General features: G+C 69.1%; 17 protein-coding genes and 1 pseudogene. 9 read left to right on the top strand and 9 right to left on the bottom strand.

The window, feature by feature from the left end:
• Positions 1-110 precede the first annotated feature (110 nt).
• Both HC362_RS33905 and HC362_RS33900 read left to right on the top strand, forming a co-directional pair.
• A complete protein-coding gene (locus HC362_RS33905) occupies positions 111-545 on the top strand; it encodes a hypothetical protein (RefSeq protein WP_243088162.1) in 435 nt (144 codons plus the stop codon).
• Positions 546-594: 49 nt separating this feature from the next.
• Positions 595-1,089 carry an ATP-binding protein gene (locus HC362_RS33900; RefSeq protein WP_243088161.1) on the top strand — a complete coding sequence of 165 codons (495 nt, stop codon included), beginning with the start codon at positions 595-597 and terminating at the stop codon, positions 1,087-1,089.
• 463 nt (positions 1,090-1,552) lie between these two features.
• Here HC362_RS33900 and HC362_RS33895 read toward each other — a convergent pair whose 3' ends face one another.
• From HC362_RS33895 to HC362_RS33870, 6 genes are all read right to left on the bottom strand, one after another.
• Positions 1,553-2,338 carry an HNH endonuclease gene (locus HC362_RS33895; RefSeq protein ID WP_243088160.1) on the bottom strand — a complete coding sequence of 262 codons (786 nt, stop codon included), beginning with the start codon at positions 2,336-2,338 and terminating at the stop codon, positions 1,553-1,555.
• Positions 2,339-3,399: 1,061 nt separating this feature from the next.
• Positions 3,400-3,888, bottom strand: coding sequence for a hypothetical protein (locus HC362_RS33890; RefSeq protein ID WP_243088159.1), 489 nt, complete (start codon positions 3,886-3,888; stop codon positions 3,400-3,402).
• Positions 3,889-4,097: 209 nt separating this feature from the next.
• Positions 4,098-4,511: a hypothetical protein gene (locus HC362_RS33885; RefSeq protein WP_243088158.1), complete on the bottom strand. Its 414-nt coding sequence runs from the start codon at positions 4,509-4,511 to the stop codon at positions 4,098-4,100.
• The gene (locus tag HC362_RS33880) at positions 4,511-6,664 is read right to left on the bottom strand and encodes an integrase (protein WP_243088157.1); all 2,154 of its coding nucleotides are present in this window, start codon (positions 6,662-6,664) and stop codon (positions 4,511-4,513) included. Before HC362_RS33880 ends, HC362_RS33885 begins: the two co-directional genes overlap by 1 nt.
• A complete protein-coding gene (locus tag HC362_RS33875; RefSeq protein ID WP_243088156.1) occupies positions 6,661-8,112 on the bottom strand; it encodes a hypothetical protein in 1,452 nt (483 codons plus the stop codon). Before HC362_RS33875 ends, HC362_RS33880 begins: the two co-directional genes overlap by 4 nt.
• 401 nt (positions 8,113-8,513) lie before the next feature.
• Positions 8,514-10,121, bottom strand: coding sequence for a site-specific integrase (locus HC362_RS33870; RefSeq protein ID WP_243088155.1), 1,608 nt, complete (start codon positions 10,119-10,121; stop codon positions 8,514-8,516).
• A gap of 9 nt (positions 10,122-10,130) precedes the next feature.
• Between HC362_RS33870 and HC362_RS33865 the strand changes: the two genes are divergently transcribed.
• The 5 genes from HC362_RS33865 to HC362_RS33845 are packed head-to-tail and all read left to right on the top strand — an operon-like array spanning position 10,131 to position 13,347.
• Positions 10,131-10,709: an NUDIX domain-containing protein gene (locus HC362_RS33865; RefSeq protein WP_243088154.1), complete on the top strand. Its 579-nt coding sequence runs from the start codon at positions 10,131-10,133 to the stop codon at positions 10,707-10,709.
• Positions 10,710-10,712: 3 nt separating this feature from the next.
• A complete protein-coding gene (locus HC362_RS33860; RefSeq protein ID WP_243088153.1) occupies positions 10,713-11,438 on the top strand; it encodes an aminoglycoside phosphotransferase family protein in 726 nt (241 codons plus the stop codon).
• 35 nt (positions 11,439-11,473) lie between these two features.
• Positions 11,474-11,770 carry a class I SAM-dependent methyltransferase gene (locus tag HC362_RS33855; RefSeq protein ID WP_243088152.1) on the top strand — a complete coding sequence of 99 codons (297 nt, stop codon included), beginning with the start codon at positions 11,474-11,476 and terminating at the stop codon, positions 11,768-11,770.
• Complete coding sequence (locus HC362_RS33850) at positions 11,704-12,399, top strand: NUDIX hydrolase (protein ID WP_347568523.1); 696 nt, start codon at positions 11,704-11,706, stop codon at positions 12,397-12,399. The genes HC362_RS33855 and HC362_RS33850 overlap by 67 nt, the downstream gene beginning before the upstream one ends.
• Before the next feature lie 42 nt (positions 12,400-12,441).
• A complete protein-coding gene (locus HC362_RS33845; RefSeq protein ID WP_243088151.1) occupies positions 12,442-13,347 on the top strand; it encodes a TnsA endonuclease N-terminal domain-containing protein in 906 nt (301 codons plus the stop codon).
• On the opposite strand, the gene HC362_RS33840 is transcribed toward HC362_RS33845, so the two are convergent.
• On the bottom strand, positions 13,341-13,532 hold the full coding sequence (locus tag HC362_RS33840; RefSeq protein ID WP_243088150.1) for a hypothetical protein: 192 nt from the start codon (positions 13,530-13,532) through the stop codon (positions 13,341-13,343). The genes HC362_RS33845 and HC362_RS33840 overlap by 7 nt on opposite strands.
• Positions 13,533-13,762: 230 nt before the next feature.
• Between HC362_RS33840 and HC362_RS33835 the strand changes: the two genes are divergently transcribed.
• Positions 13,763-14,074, top strand: a complete 312-nt coding sequence (locus HC362_RS33835; protein ID WP_243088149.1) for a hypothetical protein — start codon at positions 13,763-13,765, stop codon at positions 14,072-14,074.
• Between the two features lie 56 nt (positions 14,075-14,130).
• On the opposite strand, the gene HC362_RS33830 is transcribed toward HC362_RS33835, so the two are convergent.
• Positions 14,131-14,703 carry a TetR/AcrR family transcriptional regulator gene (locus HC362_RS33830; protein WP_243088148.1) on the bottom strand — a complete coding sequence of 191 codons (573 nt, stop codon included), beginning with the start codon at positions 14,701-14,703 and terminating at the stop codon, positions 14,131-14,133.
• Positions 14,704-14,944: 241 nt separating this feature from the next.
• On the opposite strand from HC362_RS33830, the gene HC362_RS33825 reads away from it, so the two are divergent.
• Entirely contained in the window at positions 14,945-15,967 is a 1,023-nt protein-coding gene (locus HC362_RS33825) for an agmatine deiminase family protein (RefSeq protein WP_243088147.1), read from the top strand.
• A 57-nt stretch (positions 15,968-16,024) separates the two neighbouring features.
• On the opposite strand, the pseudogene HC362_RS33820 reads toward HC362_RS33825, so the two are convergent.
• Positions 16,025-16,206, bottom strand: a pseudogene (locus HC362_RS33820) (IS5/IS1182 family transposase); the annotation flags it as partial.
• Positions 16,207-16,670: the final 464 nt, after the last annotated feature.

The raw sequence follows: 16,670 nt of genomic DNA, 5'->3' as shown, positions 1-16,670 counted from the left end.
CGACCAGGCCGCGCAACTACCACGGTGCATCGCACCCGGCCCGGAACGAGTTCCGCCACTGCTATCCGGCGGGCATTCACCTATGGTGATCTCCCAGTGACCCTGGGGGCATGCCGATTGCCCCGCCTTCCGGCCGCCGGGTTCCGGTCGCCTTGTACATCTGCGCCGCCGAGGACGACGCCGCAGCGCTGATCACCGAGCATCTTCAGCAGTACGCCCACGCCCGCGACTGGCCCGTGACCGAGGCCGTTCGCGACCAGGACGGAAGCCAGCCGCTTGAGCACCGTCCCGGGTGGACGCGCGTGGTGAGCCTGGTGACGGAGGGAACAGCGAGGGGAATCGTGGCCTTCTCCCCGGCCGCCCTTACGACCGGCCAGGGCGCATTCGCAGCACTGTGCCAACGCGTCGCCGCCGACGGGGCGTTCCTGGTCGCCACCCACGCCAGCGGCGTCATACCGCACCGCACCTCCCAGGACGCCGCCCGCCGCCACAACCTGGCCGATGCCGCCGCGGGCTGGCTCTTCGAGGAAGGGCCCGCTCCGTGATCGGGCCGCGCTTCCGCCACCGCATCTACGAGCGAAAGGACGCGCCGCAATGACGCCCGCCGCACAGCTCGCGCGCCCCGGGGAGGAAGAGGTGACCGCCATCGTGACTGATCAGACCCATGCCTCGGCCCCGGCTGACCTCCGCTACGACTTCACTCTGCCCACCGCACACGTGACGTCGGTGCCGCGCTCGCGCGCCGAGGTGGATCAGGTGCTGTCCTCCTGGGGGCTGGCCACTCACCCGATCCGGGACGCGGTGCTGCTGATCGTCAGCGAGCTGGTCACCAACGCCGTGCGCCACGCAGCCGTGTGCTCCTCGGCTGTGGATGTCGCTCTGGCGATGGCGGACGGACAGCTGGACGTGGCAGTCCACGACCGGCATCCGCACCGGCCCCGCGCACTGCCCACGCCGCGCGAAGACGGTGACGGCGGGTTCGGCCTGCACCTGGTCCAGCACCTCGCCGTGGAAGCGGGCGGGAGCACGGCCGTGCCCGCCGATCCGGACGGCGGCGGCAAGACAGTCACCGTGACGCTCCCGCTGTAGGGGCCGGGATGCAGGATGACGGAACGCCGACGCGGGATGAAGGAGTGGACGTGTCCGGACAGGCGCCACAGCAGCACTACCCACTGCCCGGAACACGGGCTCGCGCGCAATCAGTAGGTCGGTGCACGGGATCGACAGGGCATCGCGCAGCTGGCCGAGAGTCGACTCCTCGCACAGCTCCGTCACCGTGCCGGCCGTGAGCGCGGGACGGCCGCCCACCACGCGGTCCAGGACACTGGTCCCGAGCACCGTGGCCGCGCTCGCGTAGCGCCAGGTGAGCAACCCGGTTCCGCGCTCGTACTGGTCGGCCAGGCGGCCGAGTTGGTGCAGGGCGTCGGGGTGATGGGTCAGGGCGCAGCCTTGCATGGACTGCGGCGGGGAGATGCCTGCCGCTCTCGTGCTGCTGTCCTGCACACCCTCGGCGACACCTTGCTGCGAGGCGGGCCTGTGATGCTGCGGGGCGTCAGTAGGGACTGTTGTATGCGGCGGAGGTCGCGTCCTGAGCTTTCGCCGCGGCCGTCGAGAGCTTCTGGGCTGCTTTGTTGAGGATGGTCACCGTGTCCGGGAGTCCCTTGAGGTCATCGGCGGCATCCTGGAGTGTTGAGGCTGTGTCCGGGAGCGTCCTGAGGGCATGAGCGGCCCGAAGCAGCCACGGCGCGGTGTCGGGTAGATGACCCAGGTCGCGGGAGGCGTTGCTGAGCATGCGTACGCTGTCCTCGGAGATTCCGAACCCGTGAATCCTCGGGTCGGAGATCTCCCTGGTGACGCTTTTCAGGAGGTCCGCCAGTTCGGGGGCCGTCTTGGCGAACTCGTCCAGGGCAGGTTCCAGACGCTCGAACAGCTCGTGCTGAGCTTCCTGGATCATTGTTGCGAGCTTGTCCTCGGTGAGGTCGGTAAGCCCCGCAAGCGCGTCGATACCGTCGGACTCCCGCGCGTCCTTCCAGCCTTCGAGCACCTCGACCGGAAACTCCTCGCTTCGCGGACCGTCCACTAGCTTGTGATGCGGAGTGCACAGCAGGATCAGGTTGCCGAAGCTGTTCCGCTCCCGGATGTCGAGGTCTTCCTCCGACCTCGGCCCGTTGTCCTCGAACGCCCGGATGTGGGCGATCTCCAGATTGAGGAACGGCTCGCCGTCGATCATCTTCAGGATCGGGACGTGGCACTCGGGGTAGTAGCAGCCGCCTCGTGCGAGCGTGGTCAGAGCGGCGATGGTGGCGTTGCTGTACGAGCGGCGGGGCTTGGAGGTCACGCTGGCTCCTTCAGGTAGGAGGGACACTCATCAAGCTAGCGGGCGGGACTGACAACTACCCTTTTCCCAGGGCAAGTTGCAGGTCGCCCGGTGCGCAACTCCATGGGCGCGTCCCCGGTGCGCACCACCCCGGCCGAAGCTGAGGAGGCGGCGGGGAAGCCAGCCGCCCGGCGGGAGCCCGCAGACGGCACGACGGGGGAAGTGTTGCAGCGGTCTTCTCCCACCACGGACCCTCTTCCGCCGCCGGTTCATCGCCTGCCCTGGCCGACGGGCCGGCGTCGCTTCCTCGTGCCAACGCTGCTGCCGGTCCGGACCGCCCGGCGGGCGAAGCGATGGGGGGAAGATCGCGCAGCGGACCGTGCCGCACGACCTGGAACCTGACGTGCTGCGAGTAGAGCTCATCGAGCCCGGGGACGCGCTCCGCGACTACCAGCGGCGCACAGGGCGATCCCGAGCGGGTACTTCAACGACTGTTCGCTGCGATGACTGGCTACGTCTGCCCGGCACCGTCGCTGAGGTGATGACTTCCGGGTCCGAGAACACCACCGGGTTCACCATTCCCATGCGGCTGCCCGAACAGCCCCGGCCGTTCGCCTTCGCAAGACCACCCGCTCCAGGCCCTGTACACCGCCGCTCATACCCGTCCCGACGGCCGCCTCGGACACGCCGAGGACGGCGGACTCCTCCTGGAACAAGCTGCCGCGTTCTGCACCCTGGCGCCCGAGGATGTCAACCAAGCACGCCGAACGGCTGATCGCTGCGACTGGCTCGCCGAAGCTGACACTGCCGGAGAGAAACTGCGCGGACAACTCGCCGAGCGCACCCTGCCGCTGGGAGGATTGCTGTAACCCGCCGGGCTGGCACAGATCACGTCATACGCCCCACCCAAGAGGCGGTTGCGAGACGTCTCCCGCCAGGCGCCGAACGCTCTTGGCAGAGCACCGAGCCAAGCAGGAGTTCCGGCAAGTTGGGCGCGACACGAAGTACGGTCCGGCCTCCACTTCGTTTCGCTCAGCGAGCCCGCGCCGGGGACTTGGTGCGTCCGCCCGCGACCCGGGCCGTCAGAAGGGCAGCGGAGTCCTATCGGTAAGGCGGTGTTCAGGGGAAGCGGCTGGGTTCAGCCCCGGGCAAGGCACCAGCGGTACCGGCCACCCCCGCACCACGAAGAGCATCTCCCCATCGCTACCGCGGCCTCTCGTGGGGACGGTGAGCAGGTCCGCGTCCTGGTCACCGGCGCGCCAGCGGCTCAGGACTGCCTGGGTGTGGCGCAGGTAGGTCGTCACCGCCGTGCGGCGCTCGGTCGCGCCGGTATCGCGGTCGATCCCGTACATGCCCCACAGGGCGTATCCGCCCTGGCGCGGGGGAACGCTGCCCAGGAGGCGGCAGGCCCGCGGGTAGGAGATCCCGCTGGTGCGCCGGCCGGAATGCAGCAGCAGCGCCCCAGCCACCCCGACGACGGGATACTGCCAGTCTTCCTCCGCGGTCTCGGTGAGAGCCCACAAGCTGGTGTCCTCGCGGGACGCCGGGTCCGGCCCGCCGTAGTAGTCCATGCCGCGATCCTGCCCGTATCTCCTGGCACGCCACACGTACGTACAGGGAGCGCACGGAAGCGCTTCGGGCGCCAGTGTGGAGCGGCCCTTCCGTACCCGCTCTCGGCCGTCATCAGCACGTCGGCGGCGAGCGTTTCGGTCGGTCAGAGCACCCTGATTGACCTGAGCTGGGCGAGGAGCCCTGACGCTGGATAACATCCCTGCCCTGGTCAGCGCCGGTCCGTCAGTCGGGTGACGCCAGAGACCCCCTCAAGTTCGGCCTTGGCTCGTTCCAGTTCGAGGGAGAGCTCCGCGATGATCATCCGCATCGTCTTGCTCCTCGCCTGCTCCTGGCGGAGTTCGCCCCTCAGCTCGTCGTTCTCGGTCTTGAGCTGTCGGTTCTCCTCGGCGAGCTCCTGCATCGCGACCGGGGTGGAGTTTTGCGCCTTCGCCCGGGCTTGAAAGTTCTGGATGAGGTCGGTGTGACGGTAGACGATGTCGCGCCGCAGGTCGCACTCGGAGATCAGCTCAGATGCGGTCAGTCGCCCAGAGTGCGAGCGCAACGGGGTCCCGGCCAGAAGCCGGTCGGCTGCGGCTTGGATCGCGGCTCGGTCGGCTTCCTGGTCGCGCGGTCGGCGTCCCATCACCGCTCCTTCTTCGTTGATGCCGTCGGAACCGGCCCCGCTTGATGGGCGGCGATGATCGCTCGGCTGCTCTCAGCCAGCGCGGCTCCTCGGTCTCGCAAGGGACGGGGGCTGAGCTGATCGGCTGCCGCCTCCTCCCGCTGCTGCTGCAGACGCCTGTGCACGACGATGTTCCGGTCCGTGTAGACGAGGTTCCTGCAACTCGATAGGCATTCCCTCTCGTTGGGGCCGTCTTCAGCGGGAAGTCCGGCCTCGATGCGGGCCCTTCGGCAGGCGGCCGTCTCCCGTCGCCACACACAGGTCATGGCCTCGCCATGGTGGATGTTCGGGTCCGCCTGCTCGAGCAGTCGCTCAATGCTCCTGCCAGCGGTGATGACGCGTCCGGCGAAGCGGGCGCGTGTCCGTACGCGGTGCCGGTACTCATCGGCAGCGGGGCCGGAGACGTGTTCGCCCGCCTCCAGCAGCCGGGCGTCCTGCTCATTCTGTTCCAGCACCATCTCCAGGGTCTCCAGCTGAATGTCGTCCATCCAGGAGGAATCGCCCCGCCCTGCGTAGCTCAGGGTGACTTTGGTGTGGACGTGGGCGTACTGCAGCGCAGCCGCCACCAGACCGCGGGGCCGGCGGACGATGAAATACGCGAGGGTCCTCCTGAAGCGCGAAGCGTGCAGGTGCTTGGTCGGGTCCGGCGGGATGGGCACGTCGCTGCCGGGGCGGCCAAACGTGCTGTTCACCCACGCCACGAAGTCCTCCAGATCCCTGGTGACCGACTCAACCTGCCGGGCGTTGAAGTCGTTCGGCCGCTTGGTCTGGGCGTTGGTGAAGCTGGCGGGGAACAAGAACGCGTAGTCGCCGAAGCTCTCCAGCAGTGCGATGGCGTCGTGCACCGGCATGACGACGACCCACGGCCGTTCTTCCGGTGACCCCTCCGCGTCCGCCTCTGTCGCCGACCGCGGAAGCGAGGCACGGTCATACCCCTTGCCCCGGCGGCCGACAATCAGCAGTTCCCCGGTCTCCTCGTCGGTCGCCCGGCAGCCGGGACGCAGGTTGAGCACCTCGCCGGGACGGGCCCCACTGAGGTAGCAGATCACCACGAAAGCCGCCGCAGTCACCATGCGAATCAGATTGCGCAGCTCGGACACGGCGATGGGCGAATCGCGCCACGGCCGGCCATCGATCACACCTGTGATCTCCCCGATGTAGCTGTCTTCGGCGACGGGTAGCCCCGACTCCCGCAGTGTCCGCTTCTGATTGGGGGTGAAGGAGAAGACCGTGGTCGTCTGGAGCATCCGCTCGATGGCGGAGAAGTTGATGATCCGCCGCCCGTTCTCCGTACGGTGTCCGGGCAGCGGGGTCCCCTCTCGTCGGCAGCGGGCGATGTACCGCTGGGCGCGTTCCCCCGTCGGAAGGCCGTCGAACTCGGCCTGAGACGGATGCGTCCCGGCTCTGAACTGCTGATGCTGAACCCATGCGTCCCGTACGTCGGGGCCGACCGCCTCGATGACGTGCAGCGCCCAGGCGAGCAGGGCCGTCATGGTCGCCGGGGCGATCCGCGGCGTCTTGTTGTCGCGGCCTCCGACAGAGGTCATGAGGCCGTCGTCGGATGCCCTGGGCCAGGGGTAGCCGGTGGCCAGCCGTGCCTCGTCGGGCAAGTGCGGACCGTACAGCCACAGCGTGCGCACCGCGGCCTGCAAATCCACCTTCCGGCCCGGCTTGCGTTGCAGAGCATGGACGTGGGCACGGTAGGCGTCCAGATGGTGTTCGGTGACGTCGCACAGACGGGAGATCCCCGCCCCGACGAGCCATTCCGCGAAGACCTGAAGGTCCATGAACCAGTAGCGGAGCGTCGCAACACCCGCGCGCTCGCCGCCGCGCTGCACGGTGACCGGGCTACCTGGGTAGGGGTGGTCGAGCGCAGCGAGGAAGAAAGTCTTGAAGGGGAGACGGAAGATCGGAGGGTAGTGACTCCAGATCAGCGGCGAGACGTGGTGGTGGGCATCAGGGTGTGCCGGCACGGTGTGCCAGACCGCATCGCCGAAACGGGACAGGACTGCCTCGTCCGTTCCGGCGCGCAGAGGCCGGTTTCGCAGGACGATGATGTCGTCTGCCGGCCATGGATCACCGGGCGCGGAGAAGGGGACGGAGGCGCTGGTCATCGCAGATCCAGGCGGCCGTCAAGAAGGTCATCGACCAGCCGCCGCTGGTCGCTGGTCAGACCGTCACGCGCCTGCTGGTGCTCGGCCTCAGTGAAGTGACTGATGATCTCCTCCAGTTGCTGAAGCGGAGCGCCGAAGCGGGCACGCCATACAGGCGGGTCGAGATGAGGGCGTCGCTGCAGCATGCCGTCACGGGCGGCCATCTGCACGGGAAGGTGGTGCGGCAGCGCCCGGGCGTTCGCGCAGGTAAGGCACTGCAGAAAGGAGGCCGTGCACGGTTGGCCGGGTTCGGCGACCGGGCTGGCGAGGTGGTCCACGCAGGCAACGGTGGCGGTGTCCCGCTCGGTGTCGAGAAGGTCTCTCAGCGTCCGAGGTTCCAGGCCCGCCTGGGCGGCGGCCTCAGCAAGGTTCTCGCGGGCCCAGGAAACGAAGTCGGCGGTGAAGACCGGAACCGACTGCACCACACGAGCCTTGGCGACCTCCTGTCGTAGCGCCGCACCGATGACCTTCCGGCTGTCGGCCTGCACGGTGCTACTGCCCTTGAGATAGATGTCGTTGTGAGTGTGGCGTGAGTGCGCCACGGGATGCCGACGACGCTCCAGAGCCGTTTGCCGGATTCGGTCTGTGTCCACACCCGGCCGCCCCGGGACGGCGTGCCGGGCAGCCGGAAAGCCGTGTGCCCGGGCCCAGTTACGAACATCGCCAGCCCGTACCCCGGCTCCCCAGCGAACTCGCCGCTGGTTGAATACTGCGAAAGCCGCGGACGTCCCTCCGTGGCGGCGAGGCAGCTCCGTGAGGGACAGCAGGAGCAGGTACAGGCGGAGCGGGGAGCGCATGAGGCGCGACTCGTCGGCATCGACGCCGAGGAGCTGCGCGACGTCGTCGGGCAGGTGCTCCAGCGCTGCGATCATGTGTTCCCGCTCGGGGCCGCGCCGGGGCTTGGACTCCTCCACCAGGACAACCCGCTCGTCTTCCTGGGCGCCCTCCGGGTGGTAGTGCGCCGCGGGCCACGCGGCGATGGTGCCGAAGTTCTCCTGGGTCAGCGCGGTCAGCAGAAGACAGAACGCGGTCGCCTCCGACCGGGTCAGGCACAAGCTCGCGGCCAGGTGTCCCATGCCGCCGGCGCGCAGCACCGCGTTCGTGTGGTTGCGCTTGCCCCCGGGCTGACGCGGCAGGTCACCGGTGCGGTCGAGGGTATCCAAGAGGGCCCCGCGCTCAGCCTCCCGGCGGCTGAGCGCGGGATCGCCGCCGCGCCACCGTGCCAGGAGGCGCTGTCCGGCCTCGACCCGCTCCCGCGCCAGGCGGACGTCTCGCCGCGCCGCCGTCATGATCGCCTGCCAGTCGGCGTCCGCGTAGGCCCCGGGGCGGATCACCTCGGGCTCCTTCACCCGGACGTCGAACAGGGCCTGGCGGGCGTCCTCCGGGAGCTCCGGATCCTTGCGCAACACGGAACGCAGCTGCTTGAGGGCAGAATGCTGACGCCTCGGCTGACCGTCGTAATGCTCCACAAACGCGCGGATGTGCGTACCCGCCAACTCTTCCGGACGAGTTGGCGCAGGCTGCTGCCTGCGCAGGACACGCGCGAACCCGCGCAGCGCCAAAAAGTGGCTCTCGGCGGCAGTGAGCCGCTTGATCGGAGCGCGTGCCGTCCCGATCCGGCGGCTGAAACACCTGGCCATCCACTGCTGCAGATCGGGCGCGACCTCACAGACGGAGAAGTCATACGTCTTGGACTCCTCTCCCGATTCCGCCAGGAACCGCACCCGCGTGCCGCCTGCCTCCGGAACGAGTCCGCGCTGCGGAGGCTGCCACGAGCCCGACGGCAAACTCGCCCGCCGTCCACCACGGCTCACCGGGCGCCCCCCGATGCCAGGACCACCCCGGTGGCGGCCGCGGCTGTGCGGACGAGCGACTCCATCGTGGTGCGCTCGTCTTCGTCCAGCAGTGCCATCAGGTAGTCGACATGGAGACCGGTGAAGGGCGCCAGGTAGTGATCGCGGGTCGTGTCCGGGTGACTGTGACCCAGCAGAATCGACAGGGCGTACCAGACATCGCCGAACTGGTCGCGAAGGTCTTTGAGCTGCTCGTCGGTGAAACCGTCCAGGTGGGGCTGCCACACCTGGGACAGCACCAGGTACCAGCGCAAGGCGAACGAATGCCGGAGCATGTGGGCGCGCGCCCATACGGGGCACTGGGCCCGGCGCCGCTCGCGCTCCTCCGGCGTCAGCTCTTCCGCCGAGAGGTCAGCCCACAGATCGGCGATGCGCTCGTTGGCGTCCCGAAAGGTGTCCTCCCAGCCTCCGGTCTTCTTCGGCAAGCCGTCGTGGGAGAGCCACACCGCGAGCGGCTCCAGGCCGTCGGGTGTCGTGCGGAAGAGGCGGAGACGCTCGTCGGGGCCGAGCACGTCCATGGAGAGCGGCACCGAAGCCCCGGATGGCGTCTGGATGTGCAGCTCCCGCGTGCGGGCGCTGTAGCCCGTCACGATCCGCACCCCGGGCAAGCGGTCGTAGCGGCCGGCCCGCTGGGCCCGACGGATCACCTCCGCCCGCGATCCCTCCACCTCGTCCATGTACGACGCCACGGTAGACAGCGCACGTCGGGGGATCCGGTACGAACGGCCCTCAGCCGGGGCACCTTTGATGCACGCGGCGGCCAGCCACGCCTTCGGGTAGCGCCCTCGCTCACCGAACGGCAGCTCGACATCGAGGATGCTGGCCCACTCCTGAAGCCGGAGCCCCGTACCGTACAGGCCGTCGACGAAGGCGACGTCCCGGTCCTCGTTGTACCCGCGCCAGCCCGGACGCCGCAGGCCGTCGAAACCGTAGCCGCGCAGCCCGATGTTGCGCCACTGCTCGAACCCGCTGCGCAGCAGCCACTTCACCTGACGCCGACGGCTGGCCGCCGGCCTCAAAGGATCACGCCCGCTCCTGGCCGGGGGAATCCCCGGCCCGCCGACGACCGCGGAGGGCTTCGCGGGAGAGGAGGCTTGACGAGGAACGGCGGCTACCGGGTTGGTCGTTTGATAGCGAGGCCCGGCCCAGGTGTAGAAGCAGTTGAGCGCTGCGCGGTCAGTGTCGAAGCTCGTGCCCTTGACCCGTTCGTCGTTGCGGACGTCGGTGAGCCGCCATTCCTTGTACATCTCGACATCGCCGAGCGTCGCCTCGTCCCAGCGGCGGCCAAAGACGTGGAGGAACGTCAACCAGACCGCCAGGGAGTAGGCGTACCGCCGCATCGTCTTTACCGACGCGCTCGCCATCGTGCCGGTGCGGAAGAAGAGGTTGATTCTCGGGTCCGCGTGGCCCGTGGGTGAGATCAGGATGGGCGTTCCGTGGCGAGCGCCATTGCGAGCTGCACGCTCGTGGAGGTCGCCGAACCACGGGAACTCCTCAAGTGGCCCAAGTGGAACGACTTCGACCATGTCGTAGAAGTCGACGGTCCAACGTTCGCTCGCCCTCATAATGCCTCCATGCCGCGCAGGGTATTTCTACAACATGCGAGTGCCTGGAGAACCTCCGGCCACTTGGACGGCGCCCACGAGGACATCGTGGAGGGGGTGGTGCGCGAGGCGTGGGAGGAGACCGGCGTCACCATCGCCGCGGAAGATGTGCGCGCGGCCGTGACCATGCACCACCGCAGCCCCGGCGGCGAAGGCAGGATCGGTGTCCTCTTCGAGGCGCTGCGCTGGGAAGGCACGCCGCACGTCCGGGAGCCGCCGGTGTGCGACGCCATGGATTGGTTCGGCCTCGACAACCTGCCCGACCCGATGGTGGCGTACTGCCGCGCCGGACTGGACGCCTACCGCAGCGGTGCCCGGCTCGCGGTGCACTTCCAGCGGCCCGGCGACGCGATCGCCTACGTACCCGAGCAGGACCGCCTCCGCCTCATCCCCACCACCGACGCGTCGCCAGAGCCGAACAATCCGGAGCCGCCGCTGCGGCGGTTCGCGGAGCAGGCGGTCGGACGCATCGCCCAGTGGACGGATACCTCCTGGGCCCGGGACGGCAGCCGGGTGTGGCGGGCCCGCGGCACAGCGGGCGGCACGTGATACGTGAAGGTCCACCAGAGCGACCGGTTCCACGAACGGGAGGTGGACGCCTACCGCACGTGGGTTCCGCGTCTCGGCGCGGCCGCGCCCCGACTGGTGGTCACCGACTCCCGGCTGCGAGCCGTGGTGGTCACCGCGGCGCCGGGCCGCCCCCTGCACGGCGCCGTGGCCCTGCGCCCTCCCGAGGAGCAGCAGGACCTCTTCCGCCGGATCGGTGCTCTCGCTGCGGCTATCCACCGCAGCGCGCCTGCGCAATCCGCACCGACCGACGGGGACATCCGGCTGGGGAAGGTTGAGCGGCACCTTCGCGGAGCACATCCCCATCTCCACCCGGGAGACGAAAACTTCCTGCGTGCCCTCGTGGAGCACGCGGGAGAACTGCCTGTCCTGGAGTGCGTTCCAATGCACGGGGACTTCCAGCTCCGCAACTTCCTGTACGCCGAGGACGGCAGCCTCGCGGTGATCGACTTCGAACGCAGCGAGCCCGGGCCCGCCATTCGGGACCTGGTGCGCCTCTCCGACGCCTGGGCCGGGCGGCCGGACCTGTACAACGCCTTCCTGACCGGTTACGGCCGCAAGCTCACCCCGGTCGAAGAGGAACGCCTGGCAATCGACTCGGCCCTGGACGCCCTCTCCGGCATCCAGTACGGCGCCGCTCACGGCGACCCCGAACTGCTGGAGCGCGGCCCGCGCACCCTGGCGCGCCTGCGCGCCGATGACCACCGCTGAAGACCCCGTCCACCCCACTGATGAGGAGCGCACCCGTGGCATACGACCGCTCGGAATGGTCGCGGCACTACGACGAGGGCAAGGGCTTCCGGCCGCTGCGCGACGTGGAGCGCGGCCTGTTCGCCCGGCACACCCCCACCCCCGACGGCGGCCGGGCGCTGGAGGTCGGCTGCGGCACCGGCGAACTCGCCGCCCACCTCGCCGAGCTCGGCTATCACGTCGACGGCGTCGACTTCGCCGAGGGGCCCTGGCGCGCGCCTGCAAGATGCACGAGAGCGCCGAGGGTGTCCGCTGGCTGTGTCTCGACATCGAGCACGACGAGCTTTCGCTGACGCTCTCCGCCACCCCGACCGCTGGCGTCCACGCCGCTACGCCCGCGTTCCCCACCCACCTGCTGCGACCATCAACCAGCACGACCAGCGAATTCGGCTTCGCCGAGCAGACCTTTCAGGAGGACGGCATGAGCGTTACCTGGCTCCCGCCCGGGCAGTACATCGCCACCCTGCCCAAAGCCACCATCTACGGCTGTTTCTTCGTCACTGACCAGGACGATCGTCCAATCCAACTGCGCGCCGCCCACAACCCGGCGGTGTGGCAGTGGCCCGGCGGCAACCTGGACGACCCGGGCGAGACACCGTGGGGGTGCGCGGTCCGCGAGTGCATGGAGGAGACCGGCCTGCGCGTCGCGGACACGCCGCGGCTGCTGGCCGTGCACTTCCTGCCTCCCCTCGACGGCTGGACCACCCACAAGGTCGGCCTCGTCTTCGACGGCGGGCGGCTCGACCACGACCAGATCGGCCGCATCGTCCTGGACCCGGATGAGCACACCGAAGTCGCCATTCGGACGGTGGCGGAGTGGCGCACGCAGATGAGCGCCTTCTCCTTCCGCCGGCTTGCCGCGGTGGCCGAGGCCCGTCGCAGCGGATCGGCCTGCTACCTGGAGCAATCGCCCACGTCCTGAGCTTCGCTCCCGTGCGGCGGCCGTCGCCGCGCGGTGCTTGCTGTGGCTGCGGAAGAGATTGCCGGACGACGGGAGCGGGAGATCCTTTCCCGGCGCCTGGGTCTGCACGAGGAGGCGGCGCAGACGCAGGAGAAGGTGGCCGAGGGGCTCGGTATCTCGCGGGAACGGGTTCGCCAGCTGCAGACGAGGGCCATTCGCAGCATGGCGCACGCTGCTGCGCCTGCCTCCGGCAGGGTCCGTACGGTGCTGGCCGAGCTGAGCTGTGTGGACCGCGTGCCGCCGGAGACAGGACCGTCGGCCGCGGAACGGCTGCTCGACCTCGCCGACGTTCTGCTGCCCTCTGTCGCACCGAGGCAAGCGGTGCCGCTGCTGGCCCGGCTGGCCGGTGTCGGCAAGGTATGCGCGGACAACCTCGCGGCCGAAGCGGCGACGATACGCCTGCTGCGCCAGGAGTCCGCCCGTCGTGACGCGACACGACAGAGGCGTATCGATCGTGCCACCCGGCGCTGGGCCGCGCTGGAGGCCGAGGTGAACTGGTTCGGGACGCCCGCGCCGGCTCCGCCGGCCGCGGAGCTGGAGACGCTCCGGGAGGAGAACAGCGACGGCCGGGACTTCGGGGTGTGGAGCTGTCCGAAGCTGGGCCGGGAGGTGGCGTACGAGTCGGAGACTGAGCTGCGGGTGATGCAGCTGCTCAGCTTCGCCCCACAGATCGCGTACTACCAGGAACAGCCCCTGGCCATCAGCTACGAGTTCGCCGGCAAACAGCGCACCTACTACCCCGATCTGCTGGTGGCCACGGCGGATGGCCGCTGCATCCTCATCGAGGTCAAGCCTGTCCACGAGATGGCGACGGCCGTCAACGTCGCCAAGTACCGTGCCCTCGAAGCCTTCTCCAGGCCCGGGACGACTCCGTCGGAGCCTCACCCCGACCTGCCACAAGGTCAATGATCAGAGTGCTCGCTCTCGGACTCCCATCCAGGGTCCGTCACGAACCGGCTCAGCCGGTAGGTGGTCGGCAGCGCCAGACGCCCGCACAGCGTGTCGATCCGGATCATCGATCCGTCCACTCCTGCCTCCTGAAGGCGGCACAACTGCGTGCGCATCTCCGCCTGGTCCCGAGTCTCGACGATCACTTCCCACCGCCCCGCGTCCGGCGCGGATCGAGCGGCAAGCCGCCGAGTCCCGGCCTCTCGTCGCCGCCTTCTTTTTCCTCGTCCTGGCACCAGTCCAGACTCACTGGCCGACATCAGAACGGCAAGACAATCGGATCGAGCACGCACATCCGTGCTCGGTGATCATTTGTCAGACAGGCTCTAGGGCCATCCCTGCCCCTGACCGACCTGGTCAAGATCGCTGGGATGAGATGGAAGGTGGAGACGATTTCCAGGACTCGAAATCCACCGTCTCACTCGACCAGACCCAGGTCAGGCGCTACCGGGCGTGGAAACGCCGCATCACCATGGCCATGGCGGCCCTCGCCCTGCTCGCCGTACTCGCGGCCATCGACAAGACCAGCCACCCCGTCCCCATCCTGGCCACGGCCCAACGGCGCAGGGCGTCCGGACCGCGCGCGACGACGACCCAGTCACGCTTTGGGACTCGTACGGTGGCTGCCCCGGAGAGTGCCTGCGCGCCGGGCCTCGCTATATGCGGCGACTCAGAGGGCGATTCGTAAGGTGATGCCGCCCTGTTTCGGGTGAGGTCGAGGCGAAGGCTGTGCTGGCGGTCGGGTCATGGGCCGAGCTCCGCGGTGACGGCGCCGTGCAGGAGGTGGCGGGCGCGGTCGAGGGAGAGGGTGCCGCTGAGCCAGCGTTTGCTGAGTCCTTCGACGAGGGCGGTGAGCCGCCCTGCGGCGTCGTCCGGTGAGATATCGGGCGCGGCGCGGCCGGTCTGCTGGGCGCGGTGGATGAGGTCGCTGGTGTAGTCGTTCCAGCTGTCGGTGGTGGTGCGGAGCTGGTCGCGCAGTTCGGGCTGGAAGACGGCGGTGGAGCGCAGTTCGCCCCAGGCGGTGCTGTTCTCGACGACGGCGGGGGTGTCCTGGAGCTCGAGGAGCAGCATCTCTTCCAGGTGGCCGCGGGGGTCGGTGTCGGGGTCGGTGGTGGGCTGGGTGTAGTGCTCGGCGCGGGTGTTGATGAAGTCGAGGGTGCGGGCGAGGAGCCCGGCCCGGTCGCGGAAGTGGTAATAGATCAGCGAGGTCGATACGCCGGCCTCCTCGGCCAGCTCCTCGACTCGCAGGCCCCTGATGCCGCGTTGAGCGATGACGCGGGTGGCGGCTTCCAGGATGGCGGTGCGGCGGGCGGACACGGGTTCGACTCCTCGAAAGGTTCCGATCGGGTGACGGAGGCAATGCTACCTTCTCGCCCTGACTGAAATTTCAGTCAGGATTGTTGTCGAGGATGGGGGCCGTGTCATGAGGAGACCGAACCGGCGAAGCGTGCTGAGGGGCGGTGTGGCTGCCGTACTGGCCGCCGCAGGGCTGGCAGCCTGCGCCCAGGACCAGGAGAAAAAGGCAGGTCGCCCTTCGGCCGGGACAAAGGAGGCTGCGGTGCCCAGCCGGAAGCAGGCCGAGCTGTTCATGCCGGCGGAGACACGCGAGCACGTCCGCACGTTCATGTCCTGGCCGCCGCTGGACTCGGTCTGGGAGGACATGGCGAAAGATGTCCAGCATGACATCGCGGGCATCGCCCGGGCGCTGGCCGAGTTCGAGCCCGTGGTCATGCTGGCTGCCCCGGGGGAGGTCAAGGCGGCCCGCCGGGCCTGCGGTTCCGGAGTCGACGTGATCGCCGTGCCCACCGACGACCTGTGGATGCGCGACAGCGGCCCGACCTTCGCCCAGGGCTCGGAGGGCCTTGAGGGCATCGACTTGCACTTCAACGGCTGGGGCGGCAAGCAGGAACACGAGAACGACGCGAAGGTCGCCCGCGCGGTCCTGGAGTACGCGGGCGTCCCCCGCGTCGACGCGCCCCTGGTGGGAGAGGGCGGCTCACTGGAGGTGGACGGCCACGGCACCCTCCTCGTCACCGAGAGCTCTCTGGTCAACGCCAACCGCAACCCCGGCCTGAGCCGCGACGAGATCGAGAACTCCCTCAAGCACCTGGTCGGCGCCGACAAGGTGATCTGGTTCAAGGGCGTCAAGGGCCAGGACATCACCGACTACCACGTCGACTCCCTGGCCCGCTTCGGCGAGGACGGTGTCGTCCTGCTCAGTCGCACCTGGGCCGGCGACGGACCCGATGTATGGACCCGCGCCTACGATCAGGCACGCGGCGTCCTGAAGAACGCGAGCGACGCCCGTGGAAGGAAGTTCGAGATCATCGACCTGCCTGAACCCGACCCGGCCCGGCTGGGCCGCCGCGGGGAGGACTTCCTCGGCTCCTACGCCAACTACTACATCGCCAACGACGCCGTCCTCATCCCCCGCTTCGGCGACCGCAGAACCGACCAGCAGGCCGCCGCCGTCATCGGCGACCTCTACCCCGACCGCGAGGTCGTGCAGCTGGAGATCCACGCCGTCGCCGAAGGCGGCGGCGGCATCCACTGCGCCACCCAACAACAACCCAAGGCATGAAGAAAGCAGCAGTTCGCGAGGTGTTGACTGTCTTCCAGCGAGGTCAGGGGAAGGCCGCAGGCCCGCGGCGTTGTCGTGCACGCTCGCGATGAGGACGACCACCGCGACGACCAGGCCGCACCTCCACGGCCAGGCTCCGCTTGCTGGCCCGGCACTCGCTTCCCGGCGCCCCGGCCGGTCGTGGGGGCGGGGAGCCCGGCGGCCGCGCGAACACTCTGCGTGTCCAGAACACTAGGGTCGGCTCCACTTTCTGAGAGAACGGAGCGTGACGACGTTCACCAGAGATGATCAGAGGGCTGGGTCGCTCGGTGGTGGGCGGCGACGACGCGGCGGAAGAGGGCTTGGACGGCTTGTGATGTCGGTGCCGGTCTGGGTGTGGTGGCAGGGGTCGGCGTAGGCGTGGATGAGGAAGTCCGCGGTGAGTTCGGGGTCGGGGACGTCGAACTCACCGCCGCGTCGCCTTCCGTGAGGAGGGTGATGAGCAGGTGGCGAGCGGCGGTCATGGGCTCCTCACCGGTGGCACCGCCGGGTTCGTGGAAGAGCTGGTGGTAGAGGGTGGTCCTGTTCGGCGGCGATCCGGGCGGCGACGAGGCCGTCGAGCCGTTCAGTCCGGGTCAGGCCGGGGCTGTTCCAGGAGGGCGGCGAACCGACCAGTGCCCGCCGCCCGCACCACGCCGCCGGCGCCTCACAACCGCTGCAACAA

Source organism: Streptomyces sp. 891-h (genome assembly GCF_022760275.1).
Lineage (GTDB): Bacteria > Actinomycetota > Actinomycetes > Streptomycetales > Streptomycetaceae > Streptomyces > Streptomyces spirodelae.
Note: the sequence above shows the minus strand (reverse complement) of the source record. Positions and strands in the feature narration are given on the sequence as shown.

Excerpts from the sequence above, each read along its gene's own strand:
- HC362_RS33905 (WP_243088162.1), top strand. The coding sequence starts at position 111 with ATGCCGATTGCCCCGCCTTCCGGCCGCCGGGTTCCGGTCGCCTTGTAC.
- HC362_RS33900 (WP_243088161.1), top strand. The coding sequence starts at position 595 with ATGACGCCCGCCGCACAGCTCGCGCGCCCCGGGGAGGAAGAGGTGACC.
- HC362_RS33890 (WP_243088159.1), bottom strand. The coding sequence starts at position 3,888 with ATGGACTACTACGGCGGGCCGGACCCGGCGTCCCGCGAGGACACCAGC.
- HC362_RS33885 (WP_243088158.1), bottom strand. The coding sequence starts at position 4,511 with ATGGGACGCCGACCGCGCGACCAGGAAGCCGACCGAGCCGCGATCCAA.
- HC362_RS33880 (WP_243088157.1), bottom strand. The coding sequence starts at position 6,664 with ATGACCAGCGCCTCCGTCCCCTTCTCCGCGCCCGGTGATCCATGGCCG.
- HC362_RS33870 (WP_243088155.1), bottom strand. The coding sequence starts at position 10,121 with ATGAGGGCGAGCGAACGTTGGACCGTCGACTTCTACGACATGGTCGAA.
- HC362_RS33865 (WP_243088154.1), top strand. The coding sequence starts at position 10,131 with ATGCCGCGCAGGGTATTTCTACAACATGCGAGTGCCTGGAGAACCTCC.
- HC362_RS33850 (WP_347568523.1), top strand. The coding sequence starts at position 11,704 with ATGCACGAGAGCGCCGAGGGTGTCCGCTGGCTGTGTCTCGACATCGAG.
- HC362_RS33835 (WP_243088149.1), top strand. The coding sequence starts at position 13,763 with ATGGAAGGTGGAGACGATTTCCAGGACTCGAAATCCACCGTCTCACTC.